Consider the following 16,651-nt stretch of genomic DNA (forward strand, 5'->3'; position numbering starts at 1 on the left):
GAGCAGCCGATCGGTGAGGGGAGTCGGCTCCGGGGTGAGCCACTCGCCCTTCCTGAGAGCGACCTGGGAGAGCCGGGACCGGATGGCGCGCCCCAGCGACTCGGCCGACTCCCGGCTCGGGTCGATGTCCACCAGCTGCACCCGTCCCGGCTCCTCCCGCTGCGCGCACCGGGCCAGCCCCCATACGGCCGCGGCCGCCGCGTCCCCGGCCGGATCGTCCTCGCCGGTGCCGACCGCGTGGCGGGTCACCACGACGACCCTGCACCGCGCGAGCGCCGGTTCGGCCAGCACCTCCTGGACGACGGCCAGTACACCGCCGACCACCTCGCCGACATCGCCCATCGCGCCCGCGGGGCAGGGGACCACCACCGCGTCGGGAACTCCGGTGGACGCCTGCCGGACCAGCTGAGCGACGTCGGTGCGGTGCTCGGCGTCCAGGGTGTGCAGGGCGTCGTTCGGCGGAGGTGTCGTTGCACCGCCCGGGATGATCAGCGCGAACCGCTCGGGCATTTCCGGGTGTTCGGGCCGTTCGTCTTCGGAGAGCCGGTCGCTTTCGGAGCACCGGTCGGCCGCCGTCCAGCTCAGGCGACGCAGCCGGCTGTCGTCCGCCGGTGACGGCGAGCGCAGGCTCAGCGCCTCCACCGACAGGACCGGGTTGCCGTCCGTGTCGAACAGCTCCACCGCGACCTCGTCCCGTCCCACCGCCGTCAGCCGGACCCTCAGCCGCGTGGTGTTCGGGGGTACGTGGTGGGTCATGCCGCGCCAGGTGAAGGGGACGCGGATGCCGGGAGCGCCCACCTCGCCGGCGAGACCGTGGAGTTCGACCGGGTGCAGAGCCGCATCGAGCAGGGCGGGGTGCAGGCCGAAGAGCGAGGTCTGCGAGGCGATGGCGGCGGGCGGTTCGAGCTCGGCACAGATGCCGTCGGCCGTACGCCAGAGGGCGCGGAGCCCGCGGAAGGCGGGGCCGTAGGAGAGGCCGCGGGCGGCGAGGCCGGCGTAGTCGCCCTCGTGGTGCAGCGGGAGGGGCTCCGCGCCGGTCGGCGGCCAGGCGGCCGGAGGGACCGGGGCGGCAGAGCCGGACGCAGCGGCGGCCAGTATGCCGGTGGCCGTGGTCTGCCAGTCGGCGCCGGGGCCGCCGGGCGTCCGTGCGTGGACGGCGAAGGGACGACGGCCCGAGCCGTCCGCTGCGCGTACCACCAGCCGGAGTTCGACCGCTGCCCCGTCGAGCAGGACGAGCGGGCTCTCCAGGACCAGCTCCTCCACTCGGTCGCAGCCCGCGTCCCGCGCCACATGGCAGGCCAGTTCGGCGAGCAGGGCACCCGGCACCAGGGCCCGTCCGGCCACCACGTGGTCCGCCAGCCACGGAAGCCGGGCCGGGTCGAGGTACCCGGACCACACCAGGTCGCCGGAGTCGGGCAGGTCCAGCGGCCGGCCCAGCACGGGGTGGCTTCCGGAGCGCGGAGCGCCCGGTCCCGCCGGCGCCCCGGCGGGGTGCTCGGTCCCGGGCTCGGTCGGGTTGAGCCAGTACCGCCGGCGTTCGAAGGGGTAGGTCGGCAGCGTGGTCAGTTCGCCGCCCCAGGCGGCCGCCACGGCGGGCCAGTCCACGTCGAGCCCGGAGGTGAAGGCGGTGGCGAGTCCGTCCGCCGCCGCCCGCGCCTCGTCGCGGCCGCCGCGCAGCAGCGGCACGACCACGGGACGGCCCGGTGCCTCGTCCGCGTCCCGGTCCTCGGCGAGACCGGTGAGCACAGCCGAGGCCATGGACGACAGCGTGCTGTCGGGGCCGATCTCCACGAAGTGCCGCCCTCCTTCCGCGCGGGCCGCGGCGATGCCGTCCGCGAAGCGAACCGGGCGCCGTATGTGATCGGCCCAGTAGTCCGGCGACATGAGCTCCGCCGCCTCCGCCATCCGGCCCGTCACGTTCGAGACGATCGGCAGCACCGGCCGCCGGTACGTCAGCCCCGCCGCGATCTCCCTGAACTCGTCGAGGATCGGCGTCATCAGCGGCGAGTGGAACGCGTGGCTGACCGTGAGCGCCGTGGTCCGGTGCCCGGCGGCACGCAAGTACGTGACCACCGCGGACACCGCCTCGCTCGCGCCCGAGACCACCACCGCCTCGGGGCCGTTGACCGCGGCGATGCCCACCTCGTCCGCCAGGTCCGCGAGCAGCGGTTCCACGTCCGCGAGCCCCGCCCGTACGGCGACCATGGCGCCGGCCGGCGGCAACGACTGCATCAACCGGCCGCGTGCTGCGACCAGTTCGGCCGCGTCCGGCAGGGAGAAGACGCCCGCGACATGGGCGGCGACCAGTTCGCCGATGGAGTGTCCCAGCACGATGTCCGGCCGGACTCCCCAGGACCGCACGAGCTTGAACAGCGCGAACTCGGTGGCGAAGAGTGCGGGCTGGGTGAAGCCGGTTCGGTGCAGTGCCGCTGCCTGCGCGGCTGCCGGATGCGCGAGGACGACGGAGGCCAACGGGCGTTCCAGGTGCGGGGCGAACGCGGCGCACGCCTCGTCGAAGGCCTCCGCGTACACCGGGAACCGTTCGTACAGCTGCTTGCCCATGCCCGGCCGCTGCGTCCCTTGTCCGGCGAACATGAAGACCCGGCGTTCGTCCACAGCACTCACCACGCCTCGGGACATACCGGTCGCGGAGCGGTCCTCGGCCAGTGCGGCGAGGCCGGCGCGGAGGCCTGCCCCGCCCTCGGCGACGACGGCGGCGCGGTGGCCGAACCCGGACTGGACGCGGGCGGCGGTGTAGGCGACCGCGGCCGGATCGGGGGAGTTGGTCGCCTCGGCCGGCAGGTCCGGCGATCCGGCGGGTGCGCTCAGCAGTTCGTGGAGACGGCGGGCCTGGGCACGCAGGGCCGTCGGGGTCTTCGCTGACAGCACCAATGGCAACGCCCCAGCACCTTCACCAGCCAACGGCTCCCGCAGGACCGGCAACGGATGCTCCCCCTCACCCGCCCCATCCGTGCCTTTCTCCCCACCGTCGAGCGCAGGCGCCTCCTCCAAAATCACGTGCGCGTTGGTCCCCGAAATACCGAACGAGGACACCCCCGCCCGCCGCGGCGCACCCGGAGCCGGCACCCATGGCACCTCCTCCGTCAACAACCGCACCCCACCCCACTCCACCCCACCCACCGGCTCCACCACATGCAACGTCCGCGGCAACACCCCACGCCGCAACGCCTCCACCATCTTGATCACACCACCCACACCCGCAGCCGCCTGCGCATGCCCGATATTCGACTTCAACGACCCCAACCACAACGGCCGCCCCACCGGCCGCCCCCGACCAAACACCTCAACCAACGCCCCCACCTCAATCGGATCCCCCAACACCGTCCCCGTCCCATGCCCCTCCACCACATCCACCTCCAACGCCGACACCCCCGCATCAACAAGCGCCCGACGAACCACCCGCTGCTGCGCCACACCACTCGGCGCCGTCAACCCATTCGACGCCCCATCCGAATTCACCCCACTCCCCGCCACCACCGCCAACACCCGATGCCCCAACCGCCGCGCAACAGACAACCGCTCCACCAACAACATCCCCACACCCTCAGACCACCCCGTCCCCGAAGCATCCGAAGAAAACGAACGACACCGCCCATCCCCCGCCAACCCACCCTGCCGAGAAAACTCCACAAAAGCCCCCGGCGTCCCCATCACCGTCGCCCCACCCACCAACGCCACATCACACTCACCCGACCGCAACGACCCCACAGCCAAATGCAACGCCACCAACGACGACGAACACGCCGTATCCACCGTCAACGCAGGACCCTCAACCCCCAACACATACGCCAACCGACCCGACAACATCCCCCCAGCAGACCCCGTCAACAAATAACCATCCGACCCACCACCCCCCTCCCACAAACGCGGCCCATACTCATAACCCATCCCCCCAACAAAAACCCCCACCCCACCACGCCCCCGCAAAGAACCCGGCGCCACCCCCGCCCGCTCCAAAACCTCCCACGACACCTCCAACAACAACCGCTGCGCCGGATCCATCCCCGCCGCCTCACGCGGCGACACACCAAAAAACCCCGCATCAAACAAACCCACACCCTCAACAAAACCCCCCTCCCGCACCCCACACACCTCACCCGACAACACCCCAACACCCCACCCCCGATCCACCGGAAAACCAGACACCACATCCCTCCCCGACACCACCACATCCCACAAACCCTCCGGCGACACCACCCCACCCGGAAAACGACAAGCCATCCCCACAATCACCACAGGATCATCCGCGGCATCGGAATTCCCCGAGCCGGTGGGCACCGGGGAAATCGCCGGAGCCGCATCGGCCGACGACACGTCGGAAGGGGTGTCCACGAGCAATGACCCCAGGAACGCACCCAGCGCCAGCGGCGTCGGGTGATCGAAAACCACCGTCGGTGGCAACCGCACTCCCGTCACCTCGCACAGCCGGTTGCGCAATTCCACCGCCAGCAGCGAATCGAATCCCATGTCCCGGAATGCCAGCCCGCCGTCGAATGCGCCCCCGCCCAGCACTTCGCCCGCGATCGACATGACCAGCCGGCGGCTCTCCGCCGCCCGCTCTCCCTCCGGCAGTCCGGCGATCCGTTGTGACCACGCGGTCCCTGTCGGATCGGCGTCCGTGGCCGCTGCGGCAGCAGTGGTGGTGGGGCCGTTGACCGGCGCGAAGGCCGGGTCGAGTGCGGCGGCCACCACGGTCGGCAGGTCCAGGGTGCGAGCGGCGTCGAACATGCGCAGGCCGCGGGCGGGGTCGATCGGCCGCAGACCGGTGCGGCGCGCGAGGCGTTCGACGTCGTACGCCGTCAGCCGTCCCGCCATCCCGTCCGGCAGGTCCCACAGGCCCCATGCCAGCGAACGGGCCGGGAGACCGAGGGCAAAGCGGTGCTGCGCGAGGGCGTCGAGGAAGGTGTTGGCCAGGCTGTAGTTTCCCTGTCCGGCGGCGCCCAGCGTGCCGGAAGCGGAGGAGAAGAGGTCGAAGAAGGCGAGCGGGGCCGAACGGGTCAGTTCGTGCAGGTTCCAGGCGGCGTCGGCTTTCGGGCGTAGCACGGCGTCGAGTTGAGTGGCGGTCAGCGAGCGGACAGTCGCGTCCTGGACGATGCCGGCGGCGTGGACGATACCGGTCAGCGGGTGAGCGGCGGGGACGGACCCGAGCACCGTGGCGAGTGCCTCACGGTCACCACCGTCGCAGGCGGCGATGCGCACTTCGGCGCCCATCTCCCCCAGTTCCCGGACCAGTTCTTCCGCCCCCGGGGCGTGTGCGCCCCTGCGGCTGGTCAGCAGCAGATGCCGTACGCCGTGCCGGGTCACCAGATGCCGGGCGATGCGCGCACCGAGGGCGCCCGTGCCGCCGGTCACCAGGACGGTCCCCTGCGGGGCCAGGTCCGGGGCAGGAGCCGTGGCCGAAGCGGGGGCAGCGGTGTCGGGCTCCGCCACCCCGCTCAGTCGGGGTACGAGCAACGCGCCGCCGCGCAGGGCGAGTTCCGGCTCGTCGCCGGTCGCCACCGCGGCCAGGACGTCGTGCCCGAGGTCGGTCGTGTCCAGGCCCTCGTCCAGGTCGAGGAGCACGAAGCGGCCCGGCTCCTCCGACTGCGCGGTGCGGACCAGCCCCCACAGGGGTGCATGCACCAGATCTACCGGTGCCTCGTCCGATCCGGTGCCGGTGCGCACCGCCCCCCGAGTCACGAACACCAGCCGGGTGTCGGCGAATCGGTCGTCGTCCAGCCAGCTCTGCAGCAGCTCCAGTGTTCCGCGGGCCGCGCGGCGGACGTCGTCGGGTATCTGCGCGCCCCCGTCCACCGCGGCCGCCGGTAGACAGGGCACGAGTACGGCGGCCGGCGGCCGGACACCGGCCTCGATACGCGCACCCGCCTCCGCCACATCGGGGACGGCGATGAAGCCCGTCCCAACGGCGGAGCCGAGCACCCAGCACGCATCGGCGTCCGGGGCCGTATCCGCCGCGAAGTTGCCGGACAGGGGGCGCCACGCCACCCGGAAGAGTCCGTCGTACACGGGTCCGGCCGCGGCTGCCCGCAGCACCAGCGCGTCCACGGCCGCCATCGGCGTGCCGTGCTGGTCCGCGATCCGCAACGCCACCGCGTCCGGGCCGGCGGGTGACACCCGCACGCGCAGCTCCGTCGCGCCACCGTCGTACAGCCGGACGCCGCTCCACGAGAAGGGCAGCCGTACGCGACCGTCGGCCGCGGCCTGCCATACGGTCGCGTGCAGCGCCGCGTCCAGCAGCGCCGGGTGCAGGCCGTACCCCGAGGTGTCGGTTCCGGCGGGCAGCCGTACGTCGAGATACATGTCCACGCCCAGCCGCCAGGCGGCCCGCAGTCCGCGGAAGGCAGGACCGTACTCGTACCCGGCCTCGGCCAACCGTTCGTAGACGCCGTCCAGTTCGACGGGCTCGGCGGAGGGGGGCGGCCATTCGGCCAGGTCGAAGTCCGCGGGTGTCCGGGGAGCGCGCGGTGCGAGCACTCCGGTCGCATGCCGGGTCCAGTCGGGGGCCGCCCGGTCCTCTCCGGCGCCCCGCGCCGTCTCCTGGGCACGACCGGGACGCGCGTACACGGTAAACGGCTGTTCCCCTGCGGCACCGACCGCGCCGACCACGAACTGGACCTCGACCGTCTTCCCGTCCGCGGGGAGCCGGACCGGCGCCTCCTGGGTCAGTTCCGTGACCGTCGCGGCGCCGTCGAGCGCGGCGATGTGTGCGGCCAGTTCGACCAGTGCGGCTCCCGGCACCACCGTCTCCCCGCCGATCGTGTGATCGGCCAGCCACGGATGGGTGAAGGTGGACAGGGCACCGGTGAGCGCCCGCGCGTCGCGGTCCGCGAGGGTGACGGCGGTGTCGAGCAGCGGATGCGCGCCGCTCTGCGGCGGGCGGGGCGCCTCGGCGTTCAGCCAGTACCGCCGCCTCTCGAACGGGTAGGTCGGCAGGACCACCGGGGGCCGCCTGGGGAGGACGGCCTTCCAGTCCACCGGCAGCCCACAGGCGTAGGCGGCGGCCAGCGCCTCCAGGAGCCCGGCCGCACCGGTCCCGCCGGGGCGCAGGGCGTCCAGGACGACCGCAGGGCCGGCGTCCTGGTCGTGCGGCGTTCCGACGAGCCGGCCGACGGAGGGCATCGCCACGAGCGTTCGGTGGCCGTTCTCCATGAGGTGCCGCAGCGCGGTGTCGAGGCCGGTGGTCTCCCGCAGGCCGCGGAGCCAGTTGTCGGATATCAACTCCCGGTCGGCGTCGAGCGGCCGCCCGGTCCGCGACGAGCAGAAGTCGGTCTTCATCCGGCGCGGGACCACTCCGGCGAGGGCTGCACGCAGTTCCTCCACGGAGCCACCGCGCACGCAGGCCGCGCAGAGTCGTGCCGCCTCGTCCAGACTCAGCGCCCCGGTGACATGGGCCGCGACGATCTCGCCCACCCCTTGGCCCACTGCCGCGTCCAGTCGGATGCCGCACCGCTCCCAGAGCCGGGCCAGACCGACCCCCACCACGAACGCCACGGCCTCCGGCGGGTCGGCAGGTGTCATATCGCCCACATACCGGCCGAGGTGGGGGGAGAGTGCGTCGGCGCACTCGCGCACCCGGCCGGCGAACACGGGTGAGGCGGCCATCAACTCCCGTGCCTGGGCAGCGAGGTCGGGGCTCGCATGGGCTGCGTCCGCGCCCATGCCGGCACCAGCGCCGAAGACGAACACGGCCCGGCTCCGCCCGCTCGCGGTCCCGGCCGACAGCAGGTCGTCCGCCCGTCCCGTCGCCAGGGCCGCGAGCCCGGCCCGGTAGTCCCCGCCCTCGGACGGCAGTACGGCGGCGCGGTGGTCGAACCCGGACTGGACGCAGGCTGCGGTGTAGGCGACGGCGGACAGATCGAGGGGGGCTTCGCGTCCGGGGTCGGTGACGGAGGCATGCCCGGCATCCGCACCGGTGTTCCCGCCCGTTGCCTGGTCCGGGTTCCCGGAATCGCCCGAAAGGAAGTCGTGGAGGCGGCGGGCCTGGGCACGCAGAGCCGTCGGGGTCTTCGCTGACAGCACCAACGGCAACACCCCAGCACCTTCACCAGCCAACGGCTCCCGCAGGACCAGCAACGGATGCTCCCCCTCACCCGCCCCATCCGTGCCCTTCTCCCCACCGTCGAGCGCAGGCGCCTCCTCCAAAATCACGTGCGCGTTGGTCCCCGAAATACCGAACGAGGACACCCCCGCCCGCCGCGGCTCACCCGGAGCCGGCACCCATGGCACCTCCTCCGTCAACAACCGCACCCCACCCCACTCCACCCCACCCACCGGCTCCACCACATGCAACGTCCGCGGCAACACCCCACGCCGCAACGCCTCCACCATCTTGATCACACCACCCACACCCGCAGCCGCCTGCGCATGCCCGATATTCGACTTCAACGACCCCAACCACAACGGCCGCCCCACCGGCCGCCCCCGACCAAACACCTCAACCAACGCCCCCACCTCAATCGGATCCCCCAACACCGTCCCCGTCCCATGCCCCTCCACCACATCCACCTCCAACGCCGACACCCCCGCATCAACAAGCGCCCGACGAACCACCCGCTGCTGCGCCACACCACTCGGCGCCGTCAACCCATTCGACGCCCCATCCGAATTCACCCCACTCCCCGCCACCACCGCCAACACCCGATGCCCCAACCGCCGCGCAACAGACAACCGCTCCACCAACAACATCCCCACACCCTCAGACCACCCCGTCCCCGAAGCATCCGAAGAAAACGAACGACACCGCCCATCCCCCGCCAACCCACCCTGCCGAGAAAACTCCACAAAAGCCCCCGGCGTCCCCATCACCGTCGCCCCACCCACCAACGCCACATCACACTCACCCGACCGCAACGACCCCACAGCCAAATGCAACGCCACCAACGACGACGAACACGCCGTATCCACCGTCAACGCAGGACCCTCAACCCCCAACACATACGCCAACCGACCCGACAACATCCCCCCAGCAGACCCCGTCAACAAATAACCATCCGACCCACCACCCCCCTCCCACAAACGCGGCCCATACTCATAACCCATCCCCCCAACAAAAACCCCCACCCCACCACGCCCCCGCAAAGACCCCGGCGCCACCCCCGCCCGCTCCAAAACCTCCCACGACACCTCCAACAACAACCGCTGCGCCGGATCCATCCCCGCCGCCTCACGCGGCGACACACCAAAAAACCCCGCATCAAACAAACCCACACCCTCAACAAAACCCCCCTCCCGCACCCCACACACCTCACCCGACAACACCCCAACACCCCACCCCCGATCCACCGGAAAACCAGACACCACATCCCTCCCCGACACCACCACATCCCACAAACCCTCCGGCGACACCACCCCACCCGGAAAACGACAAGCCATCCCCACAATCACCACAGGATCATCCGCGGAAGATTTCCGGGAAGCCGCAGCGGGAACCTGCCCGGGGCCGGGGTTCGAGGTGCCGGAAGACATAGCCGAATGGTCGGCGAAACCTTCCCGAACGTCCTTGGAATCCTCTCGCAGGGTGGTCAGGAGTTCGCTCAGAGCCTGTGGCGTCGGGTGATCGAAAACCGCCGTCGACGGAAAGTCCAGGCCCGTCACCTCGGACAGCCTGTCCCGCAGTGCGGCCAGCATCAGTGAATCGAAACCCAGGTCCCGAAGAGCCACCCGTCCGTCGAAATCACCGCCCAGCACTTCGCGGACCACAGCGAAGACGGATTCCTCGGCAACCACTTCGGAGCGGCTCGACGACTCGGGTGCCGCATCGTCGGCGGCTCCGGCTTCGGCCGCCGGCCACCAGTAGGACTCCCGCTGGAAGGCGTACGAGGGCAGTTCGACGTCCCGGGGCCGTGTGCCGGCGAAAGCGGGGCTCCAGTCGACCGGCACGCCCCGCACATACAGCTGCCCGGCGGCCACTGCGAAGCCCTGCCCGGCCGCCGCCCCGTCCGGGGTACTCCATGCCCCGGTGTCCGGCGTGCGGACACCGAGCCGTCCCGTCGCGTCCAGCCACAGCGTGTCGGCGGCAGGAGGACCGGTGATCTCCTCGTCACCCGGCGGCACACCATCCGCCGCGACGAGGCGAGCTCCCTCCTCCGGCGTCAGCAGGCCCCGGACGACCGCGGCGGCCACCACGCCTGGCCCCGGCCCGGCACTCACCGCGTCCGGCCGGACTCCGTACGCCCGCCAGACCGCCGCAAGCGCCACCATGACGGAGAAGACGCACGCCTCCGCTTCCCCCGGCCCCGGCACGCGGGTTGCGGTGGAGCGCAGCACGTCGGCGACGGACCGCAGGCCGTACGGTGCGAACGCCTGGTCGCACTCGGCCAGCCGGTCCGCGAACTCCTCGGATGAGGCGAGCAGTTCGCGCCCGGCGTCGAGGCACGCGTCAGCCGTGGCGGGGAAGACGAGCATCAGCCACTCCTGGTCCGGTACGACGTTGCCCGTGGCGAACGCGACCGCGCCCCTGCCCCTGTCCGCTTCCGTGCCGGTGGCCGTACTCGTGCCCGTGTCACTGCCGAGGGCCAACGCGTCGAGGGTCGCCACGAAGTCCGCCCGGTTCGCCGCGAGCACCACCGCCCGGTGTGCGAAAGCGGTTCGGGTGGTGGCCAGCGAGTAGCCGATGTCCGCGGTCGTGTGGGAGGGGTTCGCCACCACGTGGTCGCGCAACCGTCGGGCCTGGTCCCGCAGGGCCTGGGCGCTGCGTCCCGACAGCACCCACGGCACCGGGGCGGGGTGCGGGCGATGCACGACGGCGTCGTCGGCCGATGGACCCGCAGCGGCCGGGGCGTCGGCTGCGACCGGGGTCGCGGCCGACACCACGAGATGGCAGTTGGTGCCGCCCATGCTGAAGGAGGACACCCCCGCCGTCAGGCTCGCACCCTCGGCCGCGGGCCACTGCTCTGCCCGCGTCTGCACCCGCAGGCCGAGCCCGTCGAGGTCGATCTCGGGGTTGGGCGTCTCGAAGTTGAGGCTCGCCGGGATGACACCATGGGCCAGTGCCAGGGTGACCTTGAGCAGTCCGGCGATGCCGGCCGCCGCCTCCAGGTGGCCGATGTTGGTCTTGACCGAGCCCACCCGGAGCGGGCCACGGCCTCGCCGGTCCGCGCCGAACACCGCGCCGAGGGCCGCTGCCTCGATCGGGTCGCCCACCTTCGTTCCGGTGCCGTGGAGCTCGACGTACTGCACATCCTCGGGAGCGACCCGGGCCTGGCGGTGAGCCGCCAGCATGACGTCGGACTGCGCCGCCGCGCTGGGTACGGTCAGTCCCGCGCCCCTGCCGCCGTGGTTGACGGCGCTGCCCGTGATCACCGCGTGGACGCGGTTGCCGTCGGCGAGCGCCCGGGCCAGCGGCTTGAGCACGACCAGGCCGGCCCCCTCGCCCCGGACGAAGCCGTTGGCCTGCGCGTCGAAGGCACGGCTGCGACCGTCCGGGGACAGGCCGCCGAAGGCCGCGGCCAGCTCGGCGCCCTCCTCGGTGATGTTCAACTGCACACCGCCGACGAGGGCCAGGGACGACTCCCCGCCGCGCAGGCTGGTGCAGGCCAGGTGCACGGCCGCCAGGGAGGAGGCCTGCCCCATGTCCACGGTGATGCTCGGACCGTGCAGATCGAGGGCGTACGACACCCGGTTGGCGATGATGCTGCGGTGGGTCCCCGTCATGGCGTGGTGGGTGAGCGGCGCCGCACCCTCTCGCCGGACGACACCGTCGTAGTCGCCGGCCGAGACGCCGAGGAAGACCCCGGTGTCGCTACCGCGCAGGTCGAAGGGGAGCAGCCCCGCCGACTCCAGGGCCTCCCAGCTCAGTTCCAGCGTCAGCCGCTGCTGCGGGTCCATGGCGTTCGCCTCGCGCGGCGATATGCCGAAGAAGCCGGCGTCGAACCGGTCCCGGTCGGGCAGCGTCCCCTCGTGCCTGCCGGTCCCGGGCGAGCGGCTGATGGCAGAGCGGCCGTCATGCAGCAGACGCCAGTAGTCGCCCGGCGAGGGTGCCTCCGGGAAGCGGCACGCCATGCCGATGATCGCGATCGCCTCGTCCCGCGTCGTTCCCGGTTCTGCGATGCCGTCCGCCACGTGTACAGCCACTGTCGGTTCTCCGCCCCTTCTGGTCCTTCTGGTTCTGCCTGCCTTGGTTTCGCCGGCCTTCTGGAGCTACCGGTCTCTCAGGAGCCGCGCCCCGGCCCTCATGGCTCTCCGGTCGGCCGTGGGCTGTCCGGCTGACGACTCACCAGGTCACGCGCAACGAGTCCAGCCCCCGCGTGATCAGCCCGTCCTTCCACACCACGGCGGAACGCGCCGCGGGCTCGTCCTCGGCCAACCGCAGCGCGGGGAAGAACGCGAACAGCTGCAGCAGCGCCGTTCGTACCTGCAGCCTCGCCAGCGGTGCTCCGAGACAACGGTGTATTCCGTGCCCGAAGGTGAGGTGGGCCGCCGACCGGTCTTCCCGCAGAAGTTCAGGTTCGGTAAATGCCCTGTCGTCGCGGTTTCCGTGCAGCAAGGAAACCACCACCGCTTCACCCGCCCGGATGCTGATATCACCGAGTTCGACGTCCTCAAGAGCCACCCGCGGAAAACTGAGGGCCGTGGACGGGTTGGCGCGCAACAATTCTTCGACCAATGCGTTCACCCGTGACTCATCCTTGACGAATTCCCTGGGAACCCCTCCTTGGAGTATCGCCAGTGCGGCAAGGCTGATCTGCCCCACCGTCGTCTCATAGCCGGCGGTGAGCAGTGCCAGGCCGAGACTCACGAGTTCGGCCTTGGACAGGGCGTCGCCGTCATGGGCCCGGATGAGGTCGGTCAGCAGGTCGTTGTCGTCACGCTGCCGCTTGCGGTCGATGAGGGTGGACATGTAGTCGACCAGCTGGAGCCGTTGCCGGCTCTTCTCCAGATCGCTGCTGGCGGTGATGTCGAACAGCACCTCCACGGAGGAGTCGAAGATCTCCCGGTCCTCGACGGGCACCCCGAGCAGGGTGCCCAGTACGGCCACGGGCAGGGGTTCGGCGAAAGAAGTCACCAGGTCGGCGGGGCTGCCGCAGCGGCTCATACCCTCCAGAAGGTCCGCCGCGGTCCGCTGCACCAGCGGGGCCAGGGCGGCCACCTTCCCCGTGGTGAAGGCCGCCGCGACGATCCTGCGCAACCGGGCGTGGTCGGTGCCGTCCAGGCTCATGATGGACGTGGGGGACGGGGCCGCCGAGTTCAGCCGTGGGGCACCGGGGACTACCGCGGCGGCCCGGCTGAACCGTCGGTCGGACAGCACCCGGCGGCCCAGGTTGTAGTCACTCACCAACCACATGGCGTCGCCGGGCGGGGTCCGTATGCGTTTCACCGGAGCGGTGAAAGCGCCGGTCATGAATTGCGGTAACGGACCCAGCTGATGCAGATGCAGTACGGCGGACAACCCCGACACCTCGCCTCTTCTCTGAAACCAGCCGGACAATCGGCCCGATGACCAACTCGTTTCATTCATGCGATATTTGGTGGCCCCGTTCCGAACGTCAGCGTAGCCGCGCATAAGAGATGTGACCATGAACGCTCGGAACGTCAGAACAAGAACGAGAGGTTTCCCATGGATTTTCCGACCAGGCAGGGCACATTCAGCACCGGCCTGCCCCATCTGGCCTTCGGCTCCGGGAAGCCGCTGGTCTACCTGTCCGGATTCACGATGACGCACACGGTGCCGCCGCCCGGGCCGCAGCGCAGGAGAGCGGCCCGGCTGGTGGCTCCGTTCGTCGCCGCGGGGTACGAGGTCTTCTGGACCAACCGCCGCCCCGGCATGCCGGTCGGCACGACGATGGGTGAGCTGGCCGACGAGCACGCCGAGGCGCTGCGCACACGGTTCTCCGGCCCCGTTCCCGTACTCGGCCACGCGACCGGTGGCTCGATCGCCCTCCAAGTGGCGGTCGATCACCCCGAAGCGGTGGACCGGCTGGTCCTGGCCAGTACCGCGTACGCCCTGGGGTCGGCCGGCAGGCGTTTCCACCGGGACCTGCTCGCGGCGGCCGAACGAGGCCGCTCCGGCATGCACCGGGCCGCTCCCGCCATCACCCGCAACCCGGTGCTGCAACGCCTGCTGGTGGCCCCCCTGTGGCTCGCGGGCCGCCTGGCTCCACCGCCGCCGGACCCCTCGGACATGAAGGCGATGCTGCTGGCCGAGGACTCCTTCGATGTCCGGGACCGGCTGGCCGAGGTGACGGCGCCCACCCTTGTGCTGTGCGGCGGCCGCGACCACATGTGGCCGCCGGAGATGTTCGACGAGACCGCCGCCGGGATACCCGGGGCCCGGCTGGTGCGGTACCCGCGACGGGGCCACAACATCCTGGCGGCCCCGGAGTTCGTCCACGACGTCCGCGCCTTCCTCGACGCCCCCTGAGCGCGACGGGCACGCACGCCGGGACCGGACGCACAGCCCGGTCCGCGTCCCGGCGTGGCGCCGGTGCCCTGCTTCAACCCGCCTCCGTCGATCCCTCGGCCGTACGTTCCGCCAGCCGATCCGCCAGGAGCTGCCACGAGTTGGCGCACTCCCGGGCGAGACGGGCCACGACCTCCTGACGGTGGGGCGGGACCGCGTCCACGATCCGGGACCATCCGTCGGCGTCGACCGAGGAGGCCCGCAGCGCGCGCAGCAGGATCTTGCCCGCCATGGTGAGCCGCAGCGAGGGGTCCTTGCTGAGGCTCACCAGCAGGATGTCGCTGGCTGGGCAGCCCGGCCGAAAGGAGCGCCGGGCCACCGAACCCGCAGGGCTTTCGCGCGCACCGGCCTGCTGCTGTTGCGGCGTGACCAGCGGCTCACCACGGTTGAGCCGGGCCCGGACGTCGCTGGCCGTGGCCGCCGAGATCCCGGCGAGCCTGGCGATCTCCCGCAGCGAGGCGTCCGGGTTGGCCCTCATCAACTCCCCGGCGCGCAGCCGTCCCTCGGCTCCGTTGCGGGGGCGCATGCGTCCGTCCCGGCCGATACTGACGTTCGGCTGCTCATTTTGCGCAGTCGAACGCTGCCGTATCGCCCCCACCGTGTTCGCCGCCAGCCCCACGACCTCCGCGATCCTGCGGTCGGACCACTGGGGGTGCGATGCGACGATCCGGGCCGCCGCGGCCTTCCGGTCGGTGAGCGACAGAGGCAGTCCGTGCTCGCTGTTCAGCCGGACCGCCAGCACGAAGGCGTCCGCCTCCGCGCCGTCGAAGTAGCGGACCATGATCCGGTCGTCGCCGCGCACGACCGCTGCGCGTAACCGGTGTGCACCGTCGATGACGCGCATCGTGGGACGATGCACGACGATGGGCGGGAGCCGTGTCTGCAGCGTTGCGAGCAGTTGGACGTGCTCCTCGTCCTCCCCACCGGATCTCGGGGTGTCCGAGGTCGTCAGGGCTGCGACGGACACGCACTCGACGGCCGGTGACTGAGCGGCCCCGGCGGCCGAGGACGTACCCGTTCCGCTGCCCCGTCCCGGCACGTCGAAGCCGGACACCTCCGGCGTGCGCGCGGCATGGGCTTTCAATCTACCGATCATTGATCAATCACCTCGGGTGCGTGTTGGGGGCCGGAGGGCGATCGTGCGTCGGAGGAAATGAGCAGCCGGGAGGGCTGCTGTGGTGGGTGCTTCCGGTTTGGCTCAGTGGCTCACCGAGCCAAACCGGCGAAAGCGGAATCAGGCGCCGCGCGGGCGCACCGATGGGATTTCTCCCATGCCTTTTCGGCGTCGTGTCGCCGCGCGCGGATCTGGTGCGGGAAGGGGACGACAGCAATAGTCGTGGCGGTGGAAAAAGCGCAGATCGCACAGCCTTCGCATACGAAAGTCGCCCCCCGTGGCACAATATCCGCGTTTAGCGGATTCCTTGCTCGCCCTTCGGTCACGGAGCACCGTGACACTGCGAAAATTTGATCGCTTTCGGTCCATGTCTGTCAAGATGAAGAACTTGTACAGGGCATTCGGCAGCACCGCTGCGGGCTGACCATTTCTCCGGCCACCGACACCGTCGAAGCCTGGCGCCGCAAGGGCGACACAGCGATGATGACCCTTCGAACCGGACCATCATCCCGGTGGACCCGGAGGACAAAACGCACGGTCATCACGTGCGGAAGGAGGTGTTCCGATCACGGCGGCGCACCTCGGCGAGCAGGTCCGGCCACTCGAACCGGACGCCGCCGTGGGACCGATGGAGCCGGCGCAGCAGACGCCGACGCGCGAGCCGGAAGGCTATACGGCACACCACCAGCGAAATTCCGGGAGCCACCGCCATGAAAGAAAGCCCGAAACAATAACGCGGTCGCGGCTCATATGCACCGAGAACGGCACAGCGAGAAATGACTTCGATCTCGTTACGGCTGAGTAATTCATAAGGTGCGGCCATCGATCGAGGATCTCAGCGCCTGAAGATTCTGACAAGGATTTAACTTGGCGCATCCCGAAGTCGGTGCATCCCAGCGGGGAGGGAGCTTCACGAACCCATAGAGAAATACGGCGACCGCACGATGAACCGGTCTGGTCGGCGCTTTCTGACGGCGCGCCCGGCCGGCCCCTACGGGCCTGAGCGACCGGCAGCCTGAACCGGTCGGCCGACAGCCGTCCCGTTTCGCGTCGCACCGGACTCGGATGGTCTCATCATCAGGATGTTCCGTGTATCTTTTGCTGCGAACGGCGGCGAA

At 70.8% G+C, this 16,651-nt stretch carries 4 protein-coding genes and 1 pseudogene; 1 reads left to right on the forward strand and 4 read right to left on the reverse strand.

Annotation, left to right across the window (positions count from 1 at the left end; translation table 11 throughout):
• Window positions 1-42: 42 nt before the first annotated feature.
• Window positions 43-12,021: pseudogene (locus NRF20_RS07140) on the reverse strand (type I polyketide synthase); the annotation flags it as partial.
• 211 nt (window positions 12,022-12,232) lie between these two features.
• Window positions 12,233-13,336, reverse strand: a complete 1,104-nt coding sequence (locus NRF20_RS07145) for a cytochrome P450 (RefSeq protein WP_413752240.1) — start codon at window positions 13,334-13,336, stop codon at window positions 12,233-12,235.
• A 240-nt stretch (window positions 13,337-13,576) separates the two neighbouring features.
• On the opposite strand from NRF20_RS07145, the gene NRF20_RS07150 reads away from it, so the two are divergent.
• Window positions 13,577-14,380: an alpha/beta fold hydrolase gene (locus NRF20_RS07150; RefSeq protein WP_398634156.1), complete on the forward strand. Its 804-nt coding sequence runs from the start codon at window positions 13,577-13,579 to the stop codon at window positions 14,378-14,380.
• A 73-nt stretch (window positions 14,381-14,453) separates the two neighbouring features.
• On the opposite strand, the gene NRF20_RS07155 is transcribed toward NRF20_RS07150, so the two are convergent.
• Together NRF20_RS07155 and NRF20_RS07160 are read right to left on the reverse strand one after the other, a co-directional pair.
• The gene (locus NRF20_RS07155) at window positions 14,454-15,515 is read right to left on the reverse strand and encodes a ParB/RepB/Spo0J family partition protein (RefSeq protein ID WP_413752242.1); all 1,062 of its coding nucleotides are present in this window, start codon (window positions 15,513-15,515) and stop codon (window positions 14,454-14,456) included.
• 559 nt (window positions 15,516-16,074) lie between these two features.
• Window positions 16,075-16,239 carry a hypothetical protein gene (locus NRF20_RS07160; protein WP_398634158.1) on the reverse strand — a complete coding sequence of 55 codons (165 nt, stop codon included), beginning with the start codon at window positions 16,237-16,239 and terminating at the stop codon, window positions 16,075-16,077.
• Window positions 16,240-16,651 lie beyond the last annotated feature (412 nt).

The sequence above is a fragment of the Streptomyces sp. R-74717 genome (assembly GCF_047305335.1).
Lineage (GTDB): Bacteria > Actinomycetota > Actinomycetes > Streptomycetales > Streptomycetaceae > Streptomyces > Streptomyces atratus.